Annotated in this window: 21 protein-coding genes and 1 pseudogene; 11 read left to right on the plus strand and 11 right to left on the minus strand. The window is 42.1% G+C overall.

Annotation, left to right across the window (positions count from 1 at the left end; genetic code table 11):
- Positions 1 to 123: 123 nt before the first annotated feature.
- Both FTU98_RS12205 and FTU98_RS12210 read right to left on the minus strand, forming a co-directional pair.
- Positions 124 to 1,056: an AEC family transporter gene (locus FTU98_RS12205; RefSeq protein ID WP_179994318.1), complete on the minus strand. Its 933-nt coding sequence runs from the start codon at positions 1,054 to 1,056 to the stop codon at positions 124 to 126.
- A 124-nt stretch (positions 1,057 to 1,180) separates the two neighbouring features.
- The gene (locus FTU98_RS12210; protein ID WP_179994319.1) at positions 1,181 to 2,317 is read right to left on the minus strand and encodes an NADH:flavin oxidoreductase/NADH oxidase; all 1,137 of its coding nucleotides are present in this window, start codon (positions 2,315 to 2,317) and stop codon (positions 1,181 to 1,183) included.
- A gap of 288 nt (positions 2,318 to 2,605) precedes the next feature.
- Between FTU98_RS12210 and mutM the strand changes: the two genes are divergently transcribed.
- Both mutM and FTU98_RS12220 read left to right on the plus strand, forming a co-directional pair.
- Positions 2,606 to 3,466, plus strand: coding sequence for a bifunctional DNA-formamidopyrimidine glycosylase/DNA-(apurinic or apyrimidinic site) lyase (gene mutM / locus FTU98_RS12215; protein ID WP_004972419.1), 861 nt, complete (start codon positions 2,606 to 2,608; stop codon positions 3,464 to 3,466).
- Positions 3,463 to 3,741 carry a peptidylprolyl isomerase gene (locus FTU98_RS12220; protein WP_096901561.1) on the plus strand — a complete coding sequence of 93 codons (279 nt, stop codon included), beginning with the start codon at positions 3,463 to 3,465 and terminating at the stop codon, positions 3,739 to 3,741. Before mutM ends, FTU98_RS12220 begins: the two co-directional genes overlap by 4 nt.
- Before the next feature lie 91 nt (positions 3,742 to 3,832).
- Here FTU98_RS12220 and mscL read toward each other — a convergent pair whose 3' ends face one another.
- The gene (gene mscL / locus FTU98_RS12225; RefSeq protein WP_004972423.1) at positions 3,833 to 4,267 is read right to left on the minus strand and encodes a large conductance mechanosensitive channel protein MscL; all 435 of its coding nucleotides are present in this window, start codon (positions 4,265 to 4,267) and stop codon (positions 3,833 to 3,835) included.
- A gap of 202 nt (positions 4,268 to 4,469) precedes the next feature.
- Positions 4,470 to 6,308 carry a translational GTPase TypA gene (typA, locus tag FTU98_RS12230; protein ID WP_180051483.1) on the minus strand — a complete coding sequence of 613 codons (1,839 nt, stop codon included), beginning with the start codon at positions 6,306 to 6,308 and terminating at the stop codon, positions 4,470 to 4,472.
- A gap of 172 nt (positions 6,309 to 6,480) precedes the next feature.
- Here typA and FTU98_RS12235 point away from each other — a divergent pair, with 172 nt between their 5' ends.
- The 3 genes from FTU98_RS12235 (at position 6,481) to FTU98_RS12245 (ending at position 10,414) form a co-directional block, all read left to right on the plus strand.
- Complete coding sequence (locus tag FTU98_RS12235; protein ID WP_154321012.1) at positions 6,481 to 7,851, plus strand: uracil-xanthine permease family protein; 1,371 nt, start codon at positions 6,481 to 6,483, stop codon at positions 7,849 to 7,851.
- A gap of 65 nt (positions 7,852 to 7,916) precedes the next feature.
- The gene (locus FTU98_RS12240) at positions 7,917 to 8,951 is read left to right on the plus strand and encodes a methyltransferase (RefSeq protein WP_154321013.1); all 1,035 of its coding nucleotides are present in this window, start codon (positions 7,917 to 7,919) and stop codon (positions 8,949 to 8,951) included.
- Positions 8,951 to 10,414, plus strand: a complete 1,464-nt coding sequence (locus tag FTU98_RS12245) for an amino acid permease (RefSeq protein WP_154321284.1) — start codon at positions 8,951 to 8,953, stop codon at positions 10,412 to 10,414. The genes FTU98_RS12240 and FTU98_RS12245 overlap by 1 nt, the downstream gene beginning before the upstream one ends.
- 493 nt (positions 10,415 to 10,907) lie before the next feature.
- Here the strand turns inward: FTU98_RS12245 and omp38 are convergent, their stop codons facing one another.
- Complete coding sequence (omp38, locus tag FTU98_RS12250; RefSeq protein WP_154321014.1) at positions 10,908 to 11,948, minus strand: outer membrane protein Omp38; 1,041 nt, start codon at positions 11,946 to 11,948, stop codon at positions 10,908 to 10,910.
- Positions 11,949 to 12,323: 375 nt separating this feature from the next.
- Here omp38 and FTU98_RS12255 point away from each other — a divergent pair, with 375 nt between their 5' ends.
- Both FTU98_RS12255 and FTU98_RS12260 read left to right on the plus strand, forming a co-directional pair.
- Positions 12,324 to 12,842 (plus strand): GspH/FimT family pseudopilin, encoded by a 519-nt coding sequence (locus FTU98_RS12255; protein WP_154321015.1) that lies wholly within the window; start codon positions 12,324 to 12,326, stop codon positions 12,840 to 12,842.
- 127 nt (positions 12,843 to 12,969) lie between these two features.
- Positions 12,970 to 14,145: a thiolase family protein gene (locus tag FTU98_RS12260; RefSeq protein ID WP_154321016.1), complete on the plus strand. Its 1,176-nt coding sequence runs from the start codon at positions 12,970 to 12,972 to the stop codon at positions 14,143 to 14,145.
- A 131-nt stretch (positions 14,146 to 14,276) separates the two neighbouring features.
- Here the strand turns inward: FTU98_RS12260 and FTU98_RS12265 are convergent, their stop codons facing one another.
- From FTU98_RS12265 to FTU98_RS12280, 4 genes are all read right to left on the minus strand, one after another.
- Entirely contained in the window at positions 14,277 to 15,263 is a 987-nt protein-coding gene (locus FTU98_RS12265; protein ID WP_004972441.1) for a diaminopimelate dehydrogenase, read from the minus strand.
- A 307-nt stretch (positions 15,264 to 15,570) separates the two neighbouring features.
- Positions 15,571 to 16,056 (minus strand): DUF934 domain-containing protein, encoded by a 486-nt coding sequence (locus tag FTU98_RS12270; RefSeq protein ID WP_004972443.1) that lies wholly within the window; start codon positions 16,054 to 16,056, stop codon positions 15,571 to 15,573.
- Positions 16,049 to 17,692: a nitrite/sulfite reductase gene (locus tag FTU98_RS12275; protein ID WP_154321017.1), complete on the minus strand. Its 1,644-nt coding sequence runs from the start codon at positions 17,690 to 17,692 to the stop codon at positions 16,049 to 16,051. The genes FTU98_RS12270 and FTU98_RS12275 overlap by 8 nt, the downstream gene beginning before the upstream one ends.
- 237 nt (positions 17,693 to 17,929) lie before the next feature.
- Positions 17,930 to 19,090 carry a CaiB/BaiF CoA-transferase family protein gene (locus FTU98_RS12280; RefSeq protein ID WP_154321018.1) on the minus strand — a complete coding sequence of 387 codons (1,161 nt, stop codon included), beginning with the start codon at positions 19,088 to 19,090 and terminating at the stop codon, positions 17,930 to 17,932.
- Positions 19,091 to 19,299: 209 nt separating this feature from the next.
- Here FTU98_RS12280 and FTU98_RS12285 point away from each other — a divergent pair, with 209 nt between their 5' ends.
- From FTU98_RS12285 to FTU98_RS12300, 4 genes are all read left to right on the plus strand, one after another.
- On the plus strand, positions 19,300 to 20,310 hold the full coding sequence (locus FTU98_RS12285) for an AraC family transcriptional regulator (protein ID WP_004972448.1): 1,011 nt from the start codon (positions 19,300 to 19,302) through the stop codon (positions 20,308 to 20,310).
- A gap of 229 nt (positions 20,311 to 20,539) precedes the next feature.
- Positions 20,540 to 21,745, plus strand: coding sequence for an acetyl-CoA C-acetyltransferase (locus FTU98_RS12290; RefSeq protein ID WP_096901568.1), 1,206 nt, complete (start codon positions 20,540 to 20,542; stop codon positions 21,743 to 21,745).
- A gap of 11 nt (positions 21,746 to 21,756) precedes the next feature.
- Positions 21,757 to 23,892, plus strand: coding sequence for a 3-hydroxyacyl-CoA dehydrogenase NAD-binding domain-containing protein (locus FTU98_RS12295; RefSeq protein WP_180051484.1), 2,136 nt, complete (start codon positions 21,757 to 21,759; stop codon positions 23,890 to 23,892).
- Between the two features lie 171 nt (positions 23,893 to 24,063).
- Entirely contained in the window at positions 24,064 to 24,396 is a 333-nt protein-coding gene (locus FTU98_RS12300) for a hypothetical protein (RefSeq protein WP_004972453.1), read from the plus strand.
- Between the two features lie 112 nt (positions 24,397 to 24,508).
- Here the strand turns inward: FTU98_RS12300 and FTU98_RS12305 are convergent, their stop codons facing one another.
- Positions 24,509 to 24,931 (minus strand): GNAT family N-acetyltransferase, encoded by a 423-nt coding sequence (locus FTU98_RS12305; protein ID WP_180051485.1) that lies wholly within the window; start codon positions 24,929 to 24,931, stop codon positions 24,509 to 24,511.
- A gap of 23 nt (positions 24,932 to 24,954) precedes the next feature.
- Positions 24,955 to 25,668: pseudogene (locus tag FTU98_RS12310) on the minus strand (SAM-dependent methyltransferase); the annotation flags it as partial.
- Positions 25,669 to 25,794: the final 126 nt, after the last annotated feature.

Here is a 25,794-nt window from a genome sequence, read left to right on the forward strand (position 1 = left end):
AGGGTGGATGCGGTAAAGGTCGCCCTAAGAAGCAGAAAGCAAGCGAAATCCGTGAGGAAGTCGCCTAAGAGCTTTGCTTTTAGAATCCCCCACTTGAGTGAAAACGAAAGTGGTGGGAGTATGTCAAAAATACTTACCCGATTGTGTCAATAAAATCGCCACCATCACAAAACCAAAAACTGTACTCAACACCAAGGGGGCTAAGGCTTTTTCATGTAAACCATAGTGCTGCCCGAAAATACCAAAGGCAATTGGCATTGGTAAAGCCGCAAGCAAAGTCCCGACAAATAGCATTTCTCGGTTCACATCTAATGCCCATAAAATTCCAAAAATCGTGAGTGGCATCAGCAATACTTTGAATGCAACCAAAACAATACTTTGCAAATTCACCGACTTGATTTGCATGCCGACCAAACTTCCACCAATCACAAATAAAGCCAAAGGTGAAGCAGTTTTGCCCAACATTTCCAGCACTTGTGCAATAGCTTGCGGCAGTTTGAAATTCAACAATACGCACAGCATACCCAATAAAATGGATAAAATTACAGGATTTTTCAGTAAACGCTGCAAGGTTTCCAAATAAAGTTGCCAGCCTGGTTTTGTTGTAGATTGCAGCCCACGTTCTGCCAAAATTAGCATAATGGCCACAATAATCAGGTTTTCTACAATTAAAGTTAAAGACAAATAAATTGCGGACTGACTGCCAATCAACAAAGTCAAAATAGCAGTGCCAATAAACCCTGTATTTGACATTGATGCACCCATTGCCAAGACACTGGCATGGGTTAAGTTTGAATTAAAATAATGCCGATACAGTAAAAAGGCAAAGATAAACAGCAGAATAGAACCGCCACCGTAACCTAAGAAATAAGCAGGATGCCAGATTTCTGACAAACTTTTACTGGCCAATGCCTGCAATAGAAATGCAGGCAACGCCACTTTCATGACAAATTGACCTAGAAACTGAATCGCACTGGTTTCAATAAATTGGCTTCTGATGGCAAAATATCCCAACAGTACTACGGTACAAATGGGAAATAAAATACTCAGTAACACCCTGACATCCTTTTTCAGTGTTGCCCATGATCGACATGGTTTTTACTGATTTACCTTACACCGAATCTCCCTATAAAGCACGGCAAAATAGTTTAAGTTTCACTTATTTTAAGCAGATAAAATATTAGGATTCCACTTCCGTATCTGTGGATTTAAACGGCGCAAATAAAGTACGAAACCCATGCGGCTGACAGCGCAAATATTGCGGGGCAATCTCAATTTTTTCACCCAATTCTGCCGCAGCATGCCATGGCCAACGAGGGTCATATAAAATCGCACGTGCGATCGCAATCGCATCGGCCTGTTCATATTGCAAAATACCTTCTGCCTGCATCGCTTCGGTAATCAAACCCACCGCAATTACAGGAATTTTTACAGCTTGCTTAATGGCATGTGCAAATGGTGTTTGATAACCCGCATGTAAATCAATTTTTTGATCGACATGCAAACCACCGCTCGACACGTGAATATAAGCCGCACCTAAATGCTCCAGTGCTTTTGCCAAACCTACTGAAGATTCCACATTCCAACCCTCTGCATCATCCATCCAGTCTGTTGCAGAAATTCGCACCCCAATTGGATAGCCTTGTGGAACAGCATTTTGAATCGCTTGAAATACTTCCAATGTAAGGCGAATCCGATTTTCCAAACTGCCGCCATATTCATCTTGGCGGTGATTAGACAGTGGTGACATAAATTGATGCAGCAAATAACCATGTGCAGCATGAATTTCGATTAAATCAAAACCTGCATCCACCGCTCGTACTGCGGCACTGGCAAAGTCTGCAATCACCTGTTGAATTTCATCTTGCGTTAAAGCATGCGGAGGATGTTCGTGCGGTTGAAATGGTAACTCACTGGCCGATACAGTCTGCCAACCATGTGCATCACTTGGGCTAAACTGACCTTTGCCCTGCCAAGGTTTATCGGTTGAGGCTTTACGTCCCGCATGTGCCAACTGCACAGCAAATGGCATAGGCGATAAACTTTTAACTTTATGCAATAAGGCTTTAAGCTGCGCACGCTGCATGTCATTCCATAAGCCTAAATCTGCATAGCTGATACGCCCTTCAGCCTGTACTGCGGTGGCTTCTACAATGCACATCCCTGCACCCGACAAGGCATAATTTGCCCATTGCTGCTCATGCCAATAGCTCAACTCACCTTGTTCATTGGCAGAATATTGACACATCGGAGCGATAATAATTTTGTTGGCAAGTTGCAGTGATCCAAATTGAATCGGCTGAAAAAGTAATGTCACGCTGCAAGCCCTCATACAGTGCGATTCACCAAAAGCGAATCATTAAATAAAAAAGAAGTAATCACTCAGAATCTGCCATCTGTTTTAGATGGTTTTTCTATAATAGATGTTTAAAAATGATTTATTTATAACGTGTTGTATGGTTTTTGCAAAGCCTGCTTTTGTTTTACACAGAATAATTTTGCGACAGCACACTATGGCTTGTATTCTATGGATAATGCCCAATATTAAGCGCATTACTGTATATCCTTGCCTGCTTAATTTCTAAAAGCGGATTGAATTTGTACCATGCCAGAATTACCAGAAGTTGAAACTACCAAAACTAGTCTATTGCCGCTACTTGATCAAAAAGTCCTGAATGTAGAAGTACGTCAAGCCAATTTACGCTGGCCCATTCCAGAAAACCTACATAAACTCACAGGACAAAAATTACTGCAATTGACCCGCAGATCCAAATACATTCTGGCGCAATTTGAACAGGACAGCATGTTGTGGCATTTAGGCATGTCGGGCAGTTTTCGTCTTTGCGATGCGCAGGAAGATTTACGCAAACACGACCATTTGATTATTCAGTTTGAAGATATACAATTGCGCTACCACGACCCACGTCGCTTTGGCTGTATTTTATGGCTAAATGAAAGCTCTCAACGCAAACTGATAGATCCACTTGGCCCTGAGCCGTTGAGTGATGCCTTTAACCCCGACTATCTTGCACAGAAGCTCAAAAACAAAAATGTTGGCATCAAAGTTGCAATTATGGATAACCATGTCGTGGTGGGTGTGGGCAATATTTATGCCACGGAAAGTCTGTTTAATTTAGGTATTCACCCTGCACAACCTGCATCATCACTCAGTTTGAAACAGATTGAAAAACTAGTGCTCGAAATCAAACGCATTTTAAAACAAGCGATTGATTTAGGCGGTTCGACCTTACGTGATTACAGCAATGCGATGGGCGAAAATGGCTATTTCCAACAAACCTTGTTGGCGTATGGACGTGCAGGTGAAATGTGTGTGAACTGTGAAACCACACTAGAAAATTTAAAACTGGGCCAACGTGCCTCGGTATTTTGTCCTGAATGTCAGCCTTTGAAAAAAGTACTCACTTCGACTAAAGCTGCAACAAGCAAACGAGGTAAAAAAGTATGAGAACCGCTATTGTGCGTCATATTTTAGTGAAAGATAAAGAAACCTGTGAACAACTGAAAAAGCGGATTCAATCAGGTGCTGATTTTGCCAAAATTGCCAAACAATTTTCGACCTGCTCTTCAGGAAAAAAAGGTGGGGAATTGGGTGAGGTCAAAAAAGGACAATTGGTACCCGTCATTGATAAATTAGTGTTTACCGCAGCAGAACGCGTACTACACGGACCTGTAAAAAGTCAGTTTGGTTTTCATTTGGTAGAAGTAAAGTTTCGGATGTAATTTTTATGCCTTCAGCGCCTCTCCATCCTAGAGAATAGGGTGCAAACAAACGGCGCATAAAGCGCCGTTTGTTTTGATTGCGTATTAAAAATTATTGACGTTTTTTCAATTCATCACGAATTTCACGTAGCAACGCGATATCTTCTGGCGTTGCTGCTGGTTCTGGCGCTGCTTCTTCTTGTTTACGGCGCATACGATTAATCATTTTCACCATTAAGAACACCACCCATGCCAAAATAATGAAGTTAATTAAAATCGTAAGGAAGTTACCATAGGTCAGGACATTTACACCTGCTTTGGTTAACTCATCTAAAGACTGTAAATTGTTTGGGTTATCGCCCAAAACAAAGAACTTTTGTGTGAAATCCACACCACCGCCAGTGATCACAGTAATCAATGGCATGATGATATCTTTCACTAATGAGTCAACAATTTTACCAAATGCCCCACCAATAATCACACCGACAGCCAAGTCGATCATGTTGCCTTTTACCGCAAACTCGCGGAACTCTTGAATAATACTCATTTAAATCTCCAGTTTTTTTTTGACTTTAATTTATGTGACGAAGTATACATTAATTTTATAGCTTCATTTCCACGTAATTTACTCGGAAATCATCTGCTTTTATATATTGCTTTGCTAATTTTAAACAAAAAAATGCCATCAATAAATTGATGGCATTTTTAAATTTTGCTGCCCCGCATGAGGACAACATCATTTTTAAAACTTATTTACCAGAACGGTTACGTTTACGTTCGTTTTCAGTCAAGTAACGCTTACGGATACGAATTGACTTTGGCGTTACTTCAACCAGCTCATCATCTTCAATAAATTCAAGCGCTTGTTCAAGCGTGAATTCAATTGCAGGTACCAGTGTCAACGCATCATCAGTACCAGAAGCACGTACGTTTGTTAACTGTTTCGCTTTGGTTGGGTTAACCACCATATCATCTGAACGAGAGTTAATACCAATGATCATACCTTCGTAAACTTCTAACTGAGGCTTGGCGAATAAACGACCACGGTCTTGCAAGCTGAACAATGCATAACCCAAGCACGTACCTTGAACCATAGAGATCAACACACCGTTTTGACGTTTGGCAACTTGACCTGCTTTCATTGGGCCATAGTGTGAGAAGCTTGACGTCATGATACCTGTACCTGAAGTCATGGTCATGAATTCAGAACGGAAACCAATTAAACCACGTGAAGGCACAGTGGCTTCAATACGGATACGGCCTTTACCGTCTACTTCCATATTGGTCATCTCACCTTTACGGTTACCCATTTGTTCCATCACAGCGCCTTGGTGCTGTTCTTCCACGTCAAAAGTCACGTTTTCGTATGGTTCTTGCATTTCGCCATCAATCTCTTTCAAGATGACTTGCGGACGAGATACACCCATTTCGAAGCCTTCACGGCGCATGTTTTCAATCAATACAGAAAGGTGAAGCTCACCACGACCAGATACTTTGAAACGGTCTGGACTGTCAGTATCTTCTACACGAAGTGCAACGTTATGAATCAATTCACGGTCAAGACGTTCACGGATGTTACGTGAAGTCACAAACTTACCTTCTTTACCCGCAAAAGGTGAGTTGTTAACTTGGAAAGTCATCGATACGGTTGGTTCGTCTACAGAAAGCGGCGGTAAAGCTTCTACATTTTTCGGATCACAAATCGTGTCAGAAATATGCAGTTCGTCCATACCTGTTACACATACGATGTCGCCTGCAGAAGCAGATTCAACATCAACACGCTCTAAACCATGGTAACCCATGATTTTTAAGATACGACCGTTACGTGTTTTACCTTCTTGGTCAATCACGGTTACAGGTGTATTTAATTTCACTGAACCACGTTGAATACGACCAACACCAATAACACCTACGAAGCTGTTATAGTCAAGTGAAGAGACTTGCATTTGGAATGGACCATCAACATCAACTGCTGGTGGCTCGACGATATCTACAATTGTTTGGAATAACGGTGTCATATCTTCCGCTAATTCGTCTGGTGCAGGACCAGCAACACCACGTAAGCCTGATGCATATACGATTGGGAAGTCTAATTGGTCATCAGTTGCACCCAAGTTATCAAACAAGTCAAATACTTGATCAATTACCCAGTCTGGACGTGCGTTTGGCTTATCTACCTTGTTGATGATCACGATTGGCTTCAAACCACGTGCAAAGGCTTTTTGCGTTACAAAGCGAGTTTGTGGCATTGGGCCTTCTTGAGAGTCTACAAGAAGTAATACGCAGTCAACCATCGACATTACACGTTCAACTTCGCCACCGAAGTCGGCGTGTCCCGGGGTGTCCACAATGTTAATGCGGTATTCAGTATCAGTACGTTTGTCTAACCATTTGATTGCAGTGTTTTTTGCAAGAATGGTAATACCACGTTCACTTTCAATAGCGCCTGAATCCATGACACGCTCAATCTCGCCCGCTCGTTCACCGAGTGCGCCCGATTGTTGTAAAAGTTTATCCACAAGAGTTGTTTTTCCGTGGTCAACGTGCGCAATAATTGCGATGTTGCGGAGAGTTTTAATATCAGACATTTAAATTCAATACGCTATAAATTTGAGGGCAAATTATACAGAAAAATACTAAAGTTTTATAGTGACACTTTATTGACACACACAATTTTTTTTGATGAGTGGCGTGCTTTGGGTTTTGTAAAGCTGTGTAACTCGATTAGAATAGCGCCACTTTTGCAATTTTTTATGACTCATGTCTGATTTAAACCACTCTCCCCACCCAAAAGACCAGCTCGATTTGGTCTATGGTCTGAATGACCGTCCAAAACCATTCATCGCTTTTTTAGCAGCTTTTCAGCATTTACTGGCAATTATTGTTCCAATTGTCACACCAGGTCTCTTAATTTGCTTGGCTTTAGGTGTTTCCAAACAAGATACCAACATGATCTTGTCAATGTCTTTGGTCATTTCAGGCATTGCAACCTTTTTACAATGTAAAAAAGTCGGCCCTTTTGGTGCAGGTTTGCTCATTGTGCAAGGCACCAGTTTTAACTTTATTGGCCCCATTATTGGGATCGGCTCTGCTATGGTCGCCGCAGGCACACCTGTTGAATCGGTCATGGCGGCAATTTTTGGCGTGGTCATTGCAGGTTCGTTTATTGAAATGGGCGTATCGCAAATTTTACCGTGGGTCAAAAAGCTGATTACCCCATTGGTCACTGGTATTGTGGTGCTGTTAATTGGTCTAACCCTTATTAAAGAAGGTTTAATTAGTATGGGCGGTGGCTATCAAGCCATGAGCAATAATACTTTTGCCAATACTGACAACCTGATTATGTCGTGCACAGTCTTGGCCATTATTATTATTTTGAACCGCATCAATATCACATGGATTAAAAGCTCTGCCATTTTAATTGCCTTGGTGATTGGATATGCAATGGCAGGCATGATGGGTCATCTTGACTTTTCAGGTCTGAAAGATGCGCCTCTGGTACAAGTTCCAACACCAATGCATTTTGGACTGGATTTCTCTTGGAGCTTATTCATTCCATTGGCATTTATTTATTTGGTGACTTCACTGGAAGCCATTGGTGATATTACCGCGACCTCTAAACTCTCCAATCAACCTGTCGATGGCCCACAGTGGATGCAACGCATTAAAGGCGGTGTATTGGTAAATGGCGCTAACTCATTCTTGGCAGGTATTTTCAACACCTTCCCAAGTTCGGTATTTGCCCAAAACAATGGCGTGATTCAACTTACAGGTGTTGCCAGCCGTTATGTAGGAATTTGGATTGCAGCACTGCTGATTATTTTAGGTCTACTCCCTGCAGTTGCAGGCGTGATTCAGGCAGTACCTCAAGCAGTTCTAGGTGGTGCTGTAATGGTGATGTTTGGTGCTGTCGCAGCTTCAGGTATCAACATTCTTTCAGGGGTACAGCTAGATCGTCGTGCCTTACTGATTATTGCAATTTCTCTTGGCTTAGGCTTAGGTGTTGCACAAGTGCCACAAATTTTGGAACACTTACCTGAATTATTCCGTAATATTTTCAGCTCAGGCGTTGCCACAGGCGGTATTGCAGCACTCATTTTAAATATTGTGCTTCCTGAAACTAAAAAGTAATTGCATGTCCAAAAAACACTGTCTGAGCTGAACTTAGACAGTGTTTTTCTATTGGAGAGAGAACCATGAACCCCCAAAGCGAAGTTTTACTCAGACAATATGACTATTTGTCTGGTCGTGTTCTACTGATCAATGCCCCAACCGATCAACTCCTCGCAGAATTGGGTGACTCAATCCAAGCCTCTGTCTGGACATGGAATTTCAACGACTATCAATACTTTCAAAATCAACAAGCGCAAGTGCATTTTGGTGCAGAATTGCCTGAAGGTGAATTTGATCAGGCGGTTATTTTTGTACCGAAATCTAAGGAATTACTTAATTACCTAATTCACACCATTGCCGCACAACTCCCACAAGGCAGTAGCGTATTTTTAGTGGGTGAAAAGAAAGCAGGAATTGAGCGGGCTGCAAAGCAATTACAACCTTATGGCAAAACACTCAAGCTAGATAGCGCACGCCACTGCCAACTTTGGCAACTGATTTTAGACTGCAAGGTTCAAAATAAGGCTTTAGCAGATTGGGCGCAAAACTATACCGTTGCTACACCTAAAGGTGATTTACAGATTTGTGCCTTGCCGGGTGTATTTAGCCAAAAACACTTGGATGTTGGCACGGCTGTATTACTGCCTTATTTGAATCAGGTTACTGCTGGGAAAATTGCAGATTTTGGCTGTGGTGCGGGTGTGATCAGTGCTTACTTAGCCAAACTTAACCCTGAAAATCGTATTTTTGCCTTAGATGTCGATGCCTTTGCTTTAGCGTCAACGCAAATGACGTTTGAAAAAAATCAGCTCAATCCACAACAACTTGAAATTAAAGCCGTGACAGGCATTCAGGATGCCCCGCTGTTTTTACATGCCATTGTCAGCAATCCCCCATTTCATCAAGGTATTCAGACCGATTACGATGCCAGTGAAACCCTATGTAAAACTTCACGTCGTCATTTGAAATCGGGTGGTGAACTTTGGATTGTAGCCAACCGCTTTTTGAATTACCCGCTATTAATTGAACAAAGTTTTGGTCAATGCACAATCAAGGCAGATCAACAAGGCTTTAAAGTACTGTTTGCCAGTACACAAAAAAATACGAAGGATGCATGATGAGCGAAACTCAAAACAATCGACAGTTACAGCGTAAACTCGGTGCACGTCATTTAAACATGATTGCCATTGGTGGCTCGATTGGTACAGGTTTGTTCCTTGCCTCGGGTGCAACCATCGCTAATGCAGGCCCAGGCGGTGCATTACTGGCCTATGCACTCATTGGTGTGATGATTTATTTCTTGATGACCAGTCTAGGCGAACTTGCAACGCATAATCCAACTTCAGGCGCGTTCTTTACCTATGGCAGTAAATATGTCGAAGGTGGTTTCGGTTTTGCGCTAGGCTGGAACTATTGGTACAACTGGGCCATTACGGTTGCATTTGAATTAGTAGCGGTACAATTCATTATGAAATTCTGGTTTCCAGATATTCCTGGTTTCTATTGGAGTGCGTTATTTCTAGCGGTTGTATTTGGAATTAATGCATTAACCGTAAAAGGATTTGGTGAATCAGAGTTTTTCTTCTCGCTGGTCAAAGTCCTTGCGATTGTCGCCTTCATCATCATTGGTATATTCATGATTGTAAAAATCATGCTGACTCCAGATGTCGCTACTTTCGCCAATTGGAGCAAAGGTGAAGCTCCATTTGTAGGTGGATTGTCTGCCTTAATTGGTGTGGCGATGATTGCAGGATTCTCATTTCAGGGGACTGAAATGGTGGGCGTTGCAGCGGGTGAATCTAAAAATCCTAAGAAAACCATTCCTATTGCAATCAAACAAATCTTCTGGCGTATTTTGTTGTTTTATATCGTGTGTATTTTCATTATTGGCACGTTAATCGCCTATGATGACCCACGTTTACTTCAAGCAGCCGCCACCGATAACATTGCGCTCTCTCCGTTTACTTTATTATATGAGCAAGCAGGCTTTGCCTTTGCTGCAAGTGTCATGAATGCGGTGATTTTAACTGCGATTCTTTCTGCAGGGAACTCGGGCATGTATTCATCGACCCGTATGCTATTTGATATGGCACGTAAAGGCAGTGCACCAAAAGCTTTTGCCCGCTTAGATGCTCGTGGCGTCCCAATGAATGCACTGTATGCCACAACAGCAATCGCTGCACTATGTTTTTTAACAACATTTATTGGTGAAAAACAAGTATTTAACTGGCTTCTGAATATGTCAGGCATGTGTGGTTTTATCGTTTGGCTCGGAATTGCTGTATCGCATTATCGCTTCCGTAAAGGCTATCTGGCACAAGGCTACAAACTTGAAGACTTAGATTACCGCGCCAAATTCTTCCCTTTTGCGCCATGGTTTGCCTTTATTTTATGTGCGATTGTTGTATTAGGGCAAAACTACCAAGCTGTACTTGATGGTGAATGGCTCGCTGTTTTATCGACTTATATTGGTATTCTTTTGTTCTTGGTCATTTGGTTAGGCTATAAATGGAAACACAAAACCAAACTGATTGCATATCAGGATATGGATGTGAAACCACTACACCCTGATCATGACTAAAAAAATTCTTCTTCTATTGCATTTCATTTGAGAAGCTAAGATTCAAAAAACAGTCAACATTTGGCTGTTTTTTTAGCGTAAATTTCAAGCAAATTCGAGTTACAACATATTTTGTTATCAATATTACGGCGAGAGATCACGCCACAAACTGCTCAATGTTGATTTTATAATCGTTAAACAACGATTTGATCGACTGATAGACATCGAGTCCATATTTTAAAAGTTTGATCTGCGACGACGCTTTGGAGTTTTTAAATGAATTAACGATAAACTTGGTATAAAAATTCGACTAAGTTTACGAGTCAACAGACCGAAATATTAAGCACCATCTGCCTCTACCTTATTTACTCTTTATTTTAAAAATCATACTTTTACAATATTTTTTAAAAGTATTGAATGTAAATCATTTCAGGCACTCTTTAGTCAATATATTTCATAAAAATAAGCATAAAAAAAACGACTCCGAAGAGTCGTTTTTTCAACTTAACTCAAATTATTGAGCTTGTTGTTCAACAGTCACTGTACGGCTGCCAGTGATCGTCGCGAATACACGACGGTTCATAGCACGACCTTCTTTAGTGTTGTTGTCAGCAATCGGTTGATCCCAAGCGAAACCTTGAGTAGACAAACGAGCTGGATCTACATTGTATTCATTTACAAGTGAAGATTTAACAGAGTTCGCACGCGCTAAAGATAAACGTTCGTTCAATGCACGTGGACCAGTGTTGTCAGTGTGACCTTCGATGCGAGCAGTAGCGTTTGGATATTCAACTAACTTCTCAGCAACTTTAGCGATTTCTGGCTTGTACTGATCTTTGATGTTTGATTTGTTCGTATCAAAGAACACACGAAGTTCCATGTTCAGGTCTTCAGTCAACTCTTGTGGAGCTGGTTGAACTGGAGCAACGGTTTCAACTGGGGCAACTTCTACTACAGGAGCAGCTGGCTTCAAGTGACCACCAAGAACTACGTTAAGACCAGCTAAAGCTGTGTAGTTCCAGAATTGCTCATCAAAGTGGTAAGTACCACGTGCTTCAGTACGAAGAGATAAAGCATCGTTCAAACGGAAGAACGCACCAACACCAGCATTACCTAAAGTACCTTCTTCACCATCACGGATATAACCTACACCATTAGCGCCTTCTACGTCATATTTATAATGACCAGCACCTAACAATACGTATGGCTTGATTTTGCTGTCGTAGTTTTTAGTGATTAAATCAGAAGTCGCATAGAAGTTACCTGCGATATTTTGACCCTTGTATTCACCACCGTTGCTGGCATCACCTTTGATTTGGCTATATTCAGCTTCAAAACCTAACCAAGGAGTAAGCTCAACACCAAGTGCTGCACCAACGAACAGGTCATCATCAAGCTCTACGCTACTTGTTAAACTACCATCATTACCACCATTATTATGCTGTGTATCAAACATAGTATAACCAAGCATTAATGGGGTAACAGTTACGCCCGCGTTTGCAGCAGCTAAAGGAGCAGCTACGAGCATTGCTAATGCAATACGACTCATTTTCATGGATTTATCCTCCAGAGATAACAATTGTTGTTCAAGCTCAAGCCTAAATTTTCGACTACCCTGAGATAGGCTTTCTTATACCCCAGTATTATTTTTAAGCTAGTCACTTTGAATCATACAAACACTTTATTACTTTTCCAAGTGCTTGATAATTTTAATCAAGTAAATTATTGACAAAATTACTTACAATTTCCGTTGTAATTCGGTAACTTTCTACTCAATTTTTTATTGTGAATAGCTTATCTTTCTTGCGCTTTATTTTAACAGCTTTCTCGAAAGTTGTTTAATATTTATTATACAGCAGATAAAGCACTATAAAACAACAAATTACTCAAATTAATCATAAAAAAACATAACAATAACAGGTAAAGACTTATGTCGAATGTAAGAAAAAACGGCTTCACGCTGTTTGAATTGATCGTCACGTTAGCGATTAGTGCGATTTTAGTCATGATTGCCCTGCCACATTTTCATCAGCTGATGGCAGAACAAGAACTCAAACGAATTCAGTATTCATTACAGTCCAGCCTAAAAATAGCACGCTCTCATGCCTTCACCCATCACAGCAATGTGGTGATTTGTCCTACACAAAACTTTGTTCAATGTAGCAACCAAAACTGGAATACTGGTTTTTTGATTTTTATGGATCGTAATCGAAACCGCCAAATTGACGACAGTGAATACATTCTTTATACAGAAAAAACTGCACTTAAATACGGAACCTTGGATTGGCGTGGAACTTTAAACATTCCTAGTGTGACTTTTAATGCTCAACAAGGTTTGCCGATCGGCTCAAATGGTAGCTTCTTTTACTGTTCCACTCACCTTACAAGCAAGCGCTTAGTACTCAGTAAAATGGGGCAAACCCGAACTGAAGACATCAATATATGTTAACTCAGCAGTCTAAATGATCTTTACATTGTCACTTTATTCTCATCTTTTTTTGCCTATACTGCAGAAGTGATCTATTCCAGCTTGGAATTCAATCTAGACAAAAGCACATATAAATTGGGAGAATAAAATGACGGATATCGTTATTATAAATGGTGCACGCACTGCAATGGGTGGCTTTCAAGGCAGTTTAGCCACACTGACTGCACCTGAGCTGGGTGCAGCAAGTATTCAAGCCGCAATTCAACGCGCAGGTCTGCAACCCACAGATATCGAAGAAGTCATTATGGGCTGTGTTTTGCCTGCTGGCCTAAAACAAGGCCCTGCTCGTCAGGCGATGCGTCAAGCAGGTTTACCAGATTCAACAGGTGCAGTGACCATCAATAAACTGTGTGGTTCGGGCATGAAAGCTGTCATGCAAGCAGCCGATGCAATCAAAGCAGGTTCTGCCTCAATCATTGTCGCTGGTGGTATGGAGTCAATGAGTAATGCACCTTATATTCTGACTAAAGCACGTGCGGGTTACCGCATGGGACACGGTGATGTTAAAGACCACATGTTCTTAGATGGCTTAGAAGATGCAGAAACAGGGCGTTTAATGGGCTCATTCGCACAAGATATGGCCAATAGCAAAGGTTACACACGCCAACAAATGGATGACTTTGCGATTCGCTCACTCAAACGTGCACAAACTGCAGTCAATGAAGGCTATTTCGCTGATGAAATCGTCCCTGTGACAGTTACAACTCGTAAAGGCGATGTCATTGTAGATAAAGATGAACAACCGTTTAATGCCAATATTGAAAAAATCCCAACCCTTCGTCCAGCTTTTGCCAAAGATGGCACGATTACCGCAGCCAATGCCAGCTCAATTTCAGATGGTGCTTCAGCCTTAGTCCTAACGTCTGCAGAAAATGCAGCAAATAAAGGTTTACAACCATTAGCAAAAATTGTGGCTTATGCCACCAATTCACAACACCCATCTGAGTTCACCATCGCCCCTGTTGCTGCGATTCAAAAAGTATTGGATAAAGCGGGTTGGCAAGTTGCAGATGTAGATTTATGGGAAATTAATGAAGCTTTTGCCATGGTCACCATGTGCCCAATGGATGAGTTCAAGCTTGATCCTGCAAAAGTGAATATCAACGGTGGTGCATGTGCGCTTGGGCATCCTGTGGGTTCTACAGGTTCACGTATTATCCTAACTTTGATTCATGCGCTTAAACGTACAGGTGGCAAGCGTGGTGTGGCTGCTCTCTGTATTGGTGGTGGTGAAGCAACTGCGGTCGCGATTGAATTACTTTAAGTGCCTTGCAACCCCTATTTCGTAAAGAGGGATTGAGGTAGATTGAATAAAGTCATTCCCTAACCCTTCTTTATTCAAAAAGTAAAAAGACGAATCATTGATTCGTCTTTTTGCTTATAGCTTTAAAAAGTTTAGAGCAATTCTGCACGCAACTGTTCAGGCGATTTCATTGACAATAAACCTGGCGCAACATCATAAGCAGTTTTTGCACCATATTGCTGCATTTGGTTTAAACGATAGCAAGCACGTGCATAAGCCACCAAAATACTCGCGGTAAACTCAGGATTGCTGTCTAACTTCAATGAGAATTCAAGCACTTGTTTTTGTTCATCGCTGGTATTACCACTGCGAATGACAAAACCACCATGTGGCATGCGTTGGTGATCTTTGGCTAAAGTCGCTTCATCAATGAAATTTACGGTTGTGTTGTAGTCAGCGAAATAATCTGGCATGGTCACAATCGCTTGCTCTACCGCAGCAGCATCGGCACCTTCTGCAAGTACGACATAACATTCACGAGTATGTTTATCTTTGGTGCTTAATACAGGACGCGCACCGCTACGCACTTGTTCAATGGCATCATTCGATGGAATGGTATATTGCACACCTGCTTTTACACCATCAACACGACGAATGGCATCTGAGTGACCCTGACTTAAACCTTTACCCCAAAAAGTATAGGTTTCACCATCTGGTAACAACGCTTCACCAAATAAACGATTAATCGAGAACATGCCTGGATCCCAACCAATTGAGATGAGTGCAGTTTTCTTGTTCGCTGTCGCAGGTGCATCTACAGATGCATAATATTCAGGAATACGTGCATGCGTATCGAAACTATCGACAATATTAAATTGGCTTGCCAATACTGGACCTTGTTGTGGCAAGTCGTCTTTTGAACCACCACATAAAATCAGCACATCAATTTTGTCTTGAAAATCTGACAATGAATCCATGTGAAACACTGCTGTTTCAGCAAAACATGGTGAAACGCTTTCAGGCGCACGACGGGTAAAAATACCCACCAATTGTAAATCTGGGTTTTTATGAATCGCCGTTTCAACACCACGACCTAAGTTGCCATAACCAGCAATACCAATACGGATAGAATTTTGCATAAAGACAAATCACTTCATCATGAAAAAATTGAAAAATAAATCAGAGGATAATCACATCAAATTATCGTCTTGATTGATTTTTGATAATGTAAAAATAATGCCTACATAAGACTGCGATGCTACATCAGCGTGCTTATACTACAGCACTTTGCGGTAAATTAAATCATTAAGAAGTGCGATAAAACAAGCCGTTTGATCATTTTAAGGCAAACAAAAAGCCTGCACATGGCAGGCTGTTTGTAAATGTGTGAACCGCGATATTTCGATAAAATCTATCTACATTTCGATGAAATCCATCATCAATATATTACGCACCTGTTTGATAATTTGGTTTTGGCACTGCGGTAGAAGCTTGATAAGGATGGGTAAAGTCCGCCAAACCTGCTGCAGCTTCTTGCACATCTTTACCTTCTTTAATCACGAAAGTATCGAAACCTGCACGTTTCATATAATTTAAGACGTCTTTAAAGACATCACCGACTGCGCGAAGTTCACCCTGAAAGCCTTGACGGCGTAACAATGCCGCAAAAGAATAACCACGGCCATCGTTAAAACCTGAAAATTCAATAAAAATTGCATCCAGTTCTGCCAATGGAAATTCATGGTTTTCAGGCGAAGCATCTACCGTTAAATATAGGGCTTTTTTACCTGAAATTTGTGCCAACTGATCAAGCTGTTCAACGCTGAGCACCACATCACCTTGCGGTAATGCTGCATCTTCAGCAATCACTTGATAAGTATTGTCTGCAATCGTGCCATCTTTTGCGAGCACAGGTAGTGCAGTATTAAGCATAAGCGCGCTCCTTAAATGGTTGAATGCCGACACGGCGATAAGTGTCGATGAAGTCTTCACCTTCACTACGCAAATCTAAGTAGGTATTTAAAATTTCTTCCACCACATCAGGAATCACTTCAGCAGCAAAAGATGGCCCTAAAATATCACCGATTGACGCATCATGGTCTGCATGCCCGCCCAAAGTGATTTGGTAGAATTCCGCGCCTTTTTTATCGACACCTAAAATCCCGATATTACCAACGTGGTGATGACCACAAGCGTTCATACAACCTGAAATATTTAAATCCAGTTTGCCAAGATTATAAATGGTATCCAAATCATCAAAACGGCGTGAAATGGCTTCTGAAATTGGAATAGATTTGGCATTGGCAAGTGAACAGAAATCACCACCCGGACAGCAAATAATATCGGTAATAAAGCCAATATGCGCGCGCGCCAAGTTATTGGCATCGAGCACTTGCCACAATGCAAACAGGTCTTTTTGTGGTACATCCACCAAAGCAATGTTTTGCTCATGTGTGGTACGCAACTCACCAAAGGTATATTGATCGGCCAAGTCTGCAATCAAATTCATTTCTTCGGTGCTCATGTCACCTGGTGCAATACCCGCACGTTTTAAAGAAATCGTGACAATGCGGTAACCCTGTACTTTATGCGCATTGGTATTGATGTTGAACCATTGCTTGAATTTTGGATACTGTGCAAACAGTTCACTAAAATCTTCATCGGCATAGTTTTGATAAGCAAATGGCGTGAAGTTTTCATCCATTTTCTGCAAAGTTTCTGCATCAATTTTTAAAGTTTTCACTGTATGTGCAAATTCAGCTTCAACTTTTTCTGCAAATACGGCTGGAGTTAAGGCTTTTACCAAAATCTTGATACGTGCTTTATATTTATTGTCGCGACGACCATGCAAGTTATAAACACGTAAAATAGCTTCTAAGTAAGCAATCAAATCTTCACGTGGCAAGAACTCACGAATAAAGCTACCGATAATTGGAGTACGACCTAAGCCGCCACCAACTTTAATTTTATAGCCAATTTCGCCTGCTTCATTTTTAACAATATAGACGCCAATGTCATGAAATGCAGTCGCAGCACGGTCAATTTCTTCCAGTGCAGACACCGCAATTTTGAATTTACGTGGCAAGAAGGCAAATTCAGGGTGGAAAGTCGACCACTGACGAATTAATTCACAGGTTGGACGTGGGTCAGCAATTTCGCCCGCCACGACACCTGAATACTGGTCTGTGGTGGTATTACGAATACAGTTACCCGAAGTCTGAATTGCGTGCATTTGTACGGTTGCAAGCTCTGCCAGCATGTCAGGCACATTTTCCAGTGCAGGCCAGTTAAACTGAATATTTTGACGTGTTGATACGTGCGCATAGCCACGGTCATAGTCTTTGGCAAGCTGCGCAACTTTACGCAATTGCTTAGAGTTCATCAGACCGTAAGGCACCGCAATACGCAACATTGGCGCATAGCGTTGTACATACAAACCATTTTGCAGACGCAATGGACGATATTCATCCTCAGTCAATTTGCCTGCTAAATAACGTTCCGTTTGGTCGCGGAACTGTGCAACACGTTCATTAATCAGTTGCTGATCGAAATCAGTATATAAATACATGGCGTACAGCTAGTCATTTCTATTATCACGGCTGACAGCATAGCGAGATTCAATCTATCAACAAAATGTGTTTTTTACATATTTCTTAGCGGTTTTATTGATAAGCCATTGCAACATCACAGCCTGTAAGCCTTTGCCAAAATTTACAGGCTTTTTATAGAGCTATCACAAAATAGTGCATGCTTTAGCACTTTTTCTGCTATAGCATCTGTTCGAACTTTTATTGATTACCTGTGGTTATGACTTGGCTTTATCTTCATCCTGATTTTTAATCTGAGATGACCACTGCCCTGCACCCAAAGCCTGCCCGATATAATCGTAACGCATTTGAGAACGTGAAAATTTAATTGGACACGCCAACTGAGTTTCAGTTTTTTCGGCATTCTGCTGAATAGGAACTTCTACTGTCCAACCGCGTTGCTGTGCCAAAGGTGAATGTAAGGCTTCATCTAAAGTAAATACAGGTTCAACGCAGACATCATGTTGCGCGAATACCTGCTGCCATGTGGCAAAACTTTGTGTTTTAATTTTATCTTGAATAGCGTGTTTGACTTGCAAGCGCTCTTGCGGATCTAAAGATGCACCTTTTTCCAAAAGTATCGGTAAGTTTAAAATCTGTGCCAAACCCTGCATAAACTGCGGCTCTAAACTACCGACTGAAAGATAACGGCCATCTGCTGTTTCATAATAGTCATAATAGGTGCCACCATTTAAGTAAGATTGCTCAGCATATTGAGGAACCTGTGCCGCCAAAACTGCTGAAGCGGCCATATTGTTTAAAGTCGCAGCGCAATCGGTCATCGAAATATCAATATACTGCCCTAAACCACTGCGCTGACGCTCAATCACCGCACTTAAAATTGCCACCAAAGCATGCAATGATCCACCTGCTACATCGGCCACTTGAATCCCGAGCGGTGGCGGCCCACCCGCTTGCCGTCCACTATGCCCCGCAATGCCAGACAAGGCTAAATAGTTGATGTCATGTCCTGCCCTTTGTTGATAATCGCCTGTTTGTCCATAACCTGTGATGGAACAATAGATCAGTCGCGGATTAATTTTTGCCAAGCTGGCATAGTCCAGCCCTAAACGCTGCATCACGCCTGGTCTAAACTGTTCCAATACAATATCGAATTCGGCAATTTTATCGTGAATAAGCTGAATACTTTCGGGGGATTTTAAATCCAAAGTAATTGACTGTTTATTCCGATTCAAATAACTGTGCGAAGTCGCTTGTCCATTGGCATAGGGCGGAAATAAACGAATTAAGTCAGGACGGGTTGCCGATTCAATATGAATCACCTCTGCACCCATATCCGCCAAATACAAACTGGCAAAAGGGCCGGGCAATAAGGTAGAAAAATCTAAAACTTTTAAACCGCTCAGTGCATGTGTCATTGTTGTGATTACTCGATTTTTACTGATTTTCCGTTCATCTTATAAACAGCAAAACTGTAACACAATGTCATGTTCAGCCATTTACCTTGATCATTTCGGCAATTTATTATGTAAAATAAGTAAAATTGGTATTGTAAATTGCCAATTTCAATTTTTAGCGTCATTTAGGTCAAGCTTACGTGAATACAAAAGAGACTGAAGGATTTAACATGAGCAGAGATACCATTAGTATCCATTTTGTAAATGCAGCGCTCACGGGTGTTAAGCGACTCGGCATGGATGTCGAAACCTTATTATCTCATGTCGGTATTGAGGCAGAACTTCTGCGCCAACCGAAAGCACGTATTTCACCTGAACAATATACTCGCTTTATTAAAATGTTGTGGATGGTGACCCAAGACGAACACGTGGGTTTTGATTCTCAGCCACGTCGTTTGGGTACATTCGCGATCATGTGCCAATTGGTAATTCACGCCAAAACACTGGGCGATGCCTTAGAACTCTCTTCGCAATTCTACAAACTGTTTGGTGATGATTGGTCGGTTACCTTAGAACGTGATAAACACGAAGCACGTTTGGTACCATCTATTCCACAAGCTATGGATCCTGATCACTTTATTACTGAAAGTATGTTGATGATTTGGCACGGCTTGGCATCTTGGCTGATTGAACGTCGCCTGCCTTTGGAGCGCGTACATTTTGGCTATCCACGTCCTGCACATGCAGATGAATACGATGCGCTGTTCTTTGCGCCTGTCATGCAATTTGACATGCCACGCACCGAAATTACCTTTGCTGCCGACTACTTGGATTTACCAATTCGTCAAACCCAAGAAACCTTAGACGAATTCTTAAAAACCGCGCCTGCGCAATTGTTGGTGAAATTCAAAAACACCAATTCTTTAACTTCGCGTATTCGTGACGTGTTAAAGAGCCAAATTGGCGAAGAAATGCCAACCTTGAACGATGTTGCATCCATGCTGTACCTATCGCCACAAACCTTGCGTCGTCGTTTGGCTGCAGAAGGTAAAAGCTATCAAGGGGTAAAAGATGCATTACGCCGTGATGCCGCGATTCACCTATTGCTGAATCCTGAACTTACCCTTGAAGATGTGGCACAACAAGTTGGCTTTAGCGAAACCAGTACTTTCCACCGTGCTTTCAAAAAGTGGACTGGCGTCACACCTGGTTTATACCGTCAGTTGCACGGTTATCATTAATTTAGAATCGACAATTCACAATAACTCGTAATTCCAATCGATTGCCCTTGCACACCGCAAGGGCTTTTTTTATCGCTCTATTATAGTTTCAATCTTTCTGCCAAATTACTGCGTCATCCCAATTAGCAAAAAACCTCACTGACCTGTACCGTTCTCGTCATTGCACTTCAAAATTTTCAGATTACACTCAAAAGCAATCATAAAGAAAACTATCGACAAGGGATTGATTATGAGCGAGGCCTACATCATTGATGCTATTCGCACTCCGCGCGGCAAAGGAAAAAAAGATGGCGCATTACACGAAGTTAAACCCATTCGCCTACTCACAACCTTATTGAATGAATTGCAACAACGACACAACCTAGACACCTCACAAGTAGACGATATTGTTTTGGGTTGTGTCACACCAATTGGCGATCAGGGTGCAGATATTGCCAAAACCGCAGCGATTGCCGCAGGTTGGGACAATGATGTTGCTGGGGTACAAATCAACCGCTTTTGTGCCTCAGGTTTAGAAGCCGTGAACCTCGCAGCGCAAAAAGTTCGTTCGGGTTGGGAAGATTTAATCGTTGCAGGTGGTGTGGAATCTATGTCACGCGTGGCAATGGGTTCCGATGGTGGTGCTTGGGCATTCGACCCTGAAACCAATATGGCTTGTGACTTTATTCCACAAGGTATTGGCGCTGACTTAATTGCCACACTCGATGGCTATAGCCGTACAGAAGTCGATCAATTTGCAGCAGCATCACAGCACAAAGCCGCAGCAGCACAAGCACAGGGACATTTCGAGCGCTCGATTGTACCTGTCAAAGATCAGGCAGGTGTGGTGATTTTGGCACAAGATGAATTTATCAAACCACAGACCACGGCTGAAAGCTTGGCACAGCTCAAGCCGAGTTTTGCCAATATGGGACAAATGGGTTTTGATGCGATTGCCCTGCAAAAATATCCTGAAGCAGGACAAGTCAATCATGTGCATCATGCAGGCAATTCATCAGGTATTGTTGATGGCGCGGCATTGGTCTTGATTGCATCGGAACAAGCGGTACAACAACACAACTTAAAACCACGCGCCAAAGTGCTTGCTACCGCACTGGTTGGCACAGACCCTGCCATTATGCTCACAGGACCCGCGCCTGCAGCACGCAAAGCCTTAGCCAAAGCAGGACTGAACATTGAAGATATTGATCTGTTTGAAGTCAATGAAGCCTTTGCAGCCGTGGTTCTGCGTTTTATTACAGAACTTCAGGTTGATCCCGCCAAAGTCAATGTGAATGGTGGTGCTATTGCCTTGGGTCATCCACTTGGCGCTACAGGTGCCATGATTTTAGGCACTTTACTGGACGAGCTAGAACGACAAGATAAGAAACGCGGCATGGCTACATTATGTGTAGGTGGTGGGATGGGAATTGCCACCATTATTGAGCGAGTATAAGGAGTATAAAAATGAGCGCCATTCACTATCAAAAAAATGCCGATAATATTGTCACTCTAACCTTTGACTCACCAAATCAATCTGCCAATACCATGAATGCCGATTTTAGAGATGCATTAGCGCAAGTGGTGCAAAAGTTACAGGCAGACGAACAGGTGGCGGGAATCATTTTTACCTCTGCAAAAAAAACCTTTTTTGCAGGCGGTGACTTAGATGAGTTAATTCAAGTACAGCCTGAACATGCCAGCTCATTTTTTCAGATGATTGAAAACCTAAAAGCACAGCTGCGTTATATTGAAACCCGTGGTATTCCTGTGGTAGCTGCCTTAAATGGCACGGCACTCGGCGGCGGATGGGAACTTGCTCTGTGCTGTCATCATCGTATTGCAATTCGTGATACAAAAACCAAGTTTGGTTTACCCGAAGTGACTTTAGGTTTATTGCCTGGTGGCGGTGGTATTGTGCGGATGGTACGTTTATTGGGTTTACAAACTGCCCTGCCGCTGTTGATGGAAGGCAAACAGCTGAGTGTGGAAAAAGCACAAAGTTTAGGTTTAATCCATGATCTTGCTGAAAATGAAACAGAATTACTCAGCAAAGCCCAAGACTGGATTCTTGCACATCCTCAATCACAACAAGTATTTGATGTCAAAGACTATAAAATCCCTGGGGGAACACCATCTACACCTGCTGTCGCGCAAATGCTTTCCATTGCTCCTGCCATGCTACGCGACAAAACCAAAGGCTGTTACCCTGCGCCTGAAGCAATTTTGAGTGCAGCAGTAGAAGGTGCGCAGGTTGATGTCGATACAGCCTTACGCATTGAATCTCGCTATTTTACCCAGCTCGCAACAGGTCAAATTTCTAAAAATATGATTGGCACCTTTTGGCATGGGCTGAATGCGATTAAATCGGGCAGTGGCCGTCCGCAAGGCATTGCACCACATCAAACTCAAAAAGTCGGTATTTTAGGTGCAGGCATGATGGGTGCAGGCATTTCTTATGCCACAGCAAGCAAAGGTATTACGGTTGTTCTGAAAGATGTATCCATCGAACAAGCTGAAAAAGGCAAATCTTACAGTCAAAAACTACTCGATAAACAAGTATCACAAGGTCGTATAAGTGCAGAGCGAGCGGCACAAGTCTTAGCCAAGATTCATCCAACGGCACAGGCTGCCGATTTACAAGGCTGTGATTTGATTATTGAGGCGGTATTTGAAAACCCCGCACTCAAGGCGCAAGTCACTCAAGAAGCCGAAGTTTTTCTGGCAGAACAAGGTGTGATGGCATCCAATACCTCAACTTTGCCAATAAGCGGGCTTGCCCAAGCGGCGCAAGACCAGCAGCGTTTTATTGGACTGCATTTCTTTAGCCCTGTCGATAAAATGCCATTGGTCGAAATCATTAAAGGAAAAAATACCTCTACCGATACTTTGACAAAGGCCTATGATTTTGTGCAGCAGATTGGTAAAACACCGATTGTGGTCAATGACAGCCGCGGCTTTTTTACCAGTCGGGTGTTTGGCACTTTTGTGCAGGAAGGCTTGCGCTTACTGGCAGAAGGCGTACATCCTGCCAAAATTGAAATGGCAGCTTTAAAAGCAGGTATGCCTGTTGGCCCACTTGCTATTCAGGATGAAGTATCTTTAACCTTATCTGAACACGTGGCACAGGAAGCACGTAAGGCGCTGCAAGCCGAAGGAAAAGACCGACCACTGTCGAGTGCAGATGAAGTCATTCAAACCATGATTCATCAATTCTCACGTAAAGGCAAAGCTGCAGGTGCAGGCTTTTATGACTACCCTGAACAGGGTAAAAAACAGCTTTGGTCGGGATTAAGTCATTGGTATCAAAATACCGAAATCGCTGAACAAGAGATGATTAACCGTTTCTTATTTGTACAAGCACTGGACAGCTTACGTTGCTTGGAAGAAGGTGTTTTAGAATCTGTCATTGATGCCAATGTTGGTTCAATTTTTGGCATTGGCTTCCCTGCATGGACAGGTGGTGCTTTACAATTTTTGAATCAATATGGTTTAACACAGGCTTTGGCACGAGCACAGCAACTTACTGCTGAATATGGCGAGCGTTTTACCCCACCTAAAATCTTGCAAGATCGTGTTGCTGCAGGTGCTAAAAGCATTTAAAGCTAAACTTCGAATTTAAAGCAATCTGGGAGGGATATATCATCCCTCTTTTTATTTGCTCAAAATTACAATGAATATCCCTGCATAAATAGAATTTAATCCGTTTTTCATGCATTTTATGTTATAAAGTTACATAATTTTAAGATTTAGATTCAAATTGGGTAGATGCACATGACCGAACGCCTTACTCCTGAAAAATCACCTTGGGGTTGGAAAGCACTCTTTATTTTCTGTATTTTGGGTGGAATTTTCATGTTTATTTTCTGGTTAGCGGTCACGAATGAACCTGACTACATGCCTAGCCAGCAACAAAAGCAGAATACTCAGCAACACGCCTTTAAAAATGCGCCAGCTATGTCACAAGAAGCATTGGCAAAAGCACAAGCAGATCGTGAAGCACGTGAAGCTTTGGCTGCTGAAACTGCAGATGCACACGGTATGACTGAAACAGAACATGCCAATATGCCTGAAAACCATGAGCCAGCACCCGCACATGGACATTAATATGCGCTAGCGGCTCTGTTCATACAGTTTATAAAAAGAAATCGCCATGATCACATTCCATCATGGCGATTTTTATTTTGCACGATTAAAATCAGAGTGATCGACAATTGATTTAAAACACCAATCGCATATCTACATGCGGAATACCACAATCTAAATACGACTCACCCTCAACCTGAAAACTCAAACTTTGATAAAACGGAATCGCGTGTTCCTGCGCAGACAACTTGACCCACGGACGTTGCTGCTGCTTTGCCACCTGAATAATATGCTGCATTAAAACACGTCCCACACCTAAACCGCGCTGTGATTTCAACACTGCGACCCGTCCAATACTGTGATTTTCCAGTAAACGTGCTGTTGCAATCGCCTGTCCAGTTGCATAGACCACAAAATGCAAGGCAACTGCATCTTGTGCATCCCACTCATCTTCAGGCGCAATTCGCTGTTCCTGAATAAAGACTTGCTCACGAATAGATTTGGCCTCTGCAGCAAATTGTGTCCAAGTGCCCGATTGAATTTCATAATCTTGCATCTTTATATCCTGTTCCATCTTGCTTAGCACTTAGAACCAATGCCCTGTTGATCCCACTGATCGTTCAACAACAACTCCAAAGAATGTTTTTGAATACCGTACATGGTTTTTAAATCACGAATTTGTGCCAAAACTGCTTGATCAGGTTCACTCCAATTTTGACGTTTGGTTGCCAAAATCATTTTGTTTTTACTGGTGTGTTCTAAAGCGACAAACTCAAAAACTTTGGTGTCATAACCATAGGCTTTGAGCAATAAAGCGCGGATGGTATCGGTTAACATTTCCGCCTGTTGCCCTGCATGAATGCCAAATTGCAGCATCGGTTGCAACACGCTTGGGCTTTGTAATTGTGGACGCAACTCTTTATGGCAACACGGCGCGCACATAATCATTTGTGCATTCAGGCGAATACCAGTATGAATTGCAAAATCGGTGGCGACATCACAGGCATGCAAAGCAATCATTACATCTAAATGTTCTGGCTGATAGGTGCGCACATCGCCCTGAAAAAAATCTAGCTGCTGAAAGTCTGAAGCACTCGCCACCGACTGACAAAACTCAACCATTTTCGGGTTTAGTTCCACCCCAGTCACAAAGGGAATAAATTGCTGCTTTTGCAAATAGTCATAGAGCGCAAAAGTTAAATAGCCTTTGCCTGAACCAAAATCCACCACGCGCAAGGTATTTTCCGAAATTTTGATTTGCGCCAAGGCACCCGAAAAAATTTCAATAAATTTCTCTGTACACGACAAAAATAGATAACTCATTGAAATAATGTCACAATAATTGTTTTCTAACGACGAATACTATGACACATCTCAATGAGTTATATCTTATCTTAAACAAATCTCTAAAATGGAACA

It is taken from the genome of Acinetobacter sp. YH12211 (assembly GCF_013418015.1).
GTDB classification, from domain to species: Bacteria; Pseudomonadota; Gammaproteobacteria; order Pseudomonadales; family Moraxellaceae; genus Acinetobacter; species Acinetobacter towneri.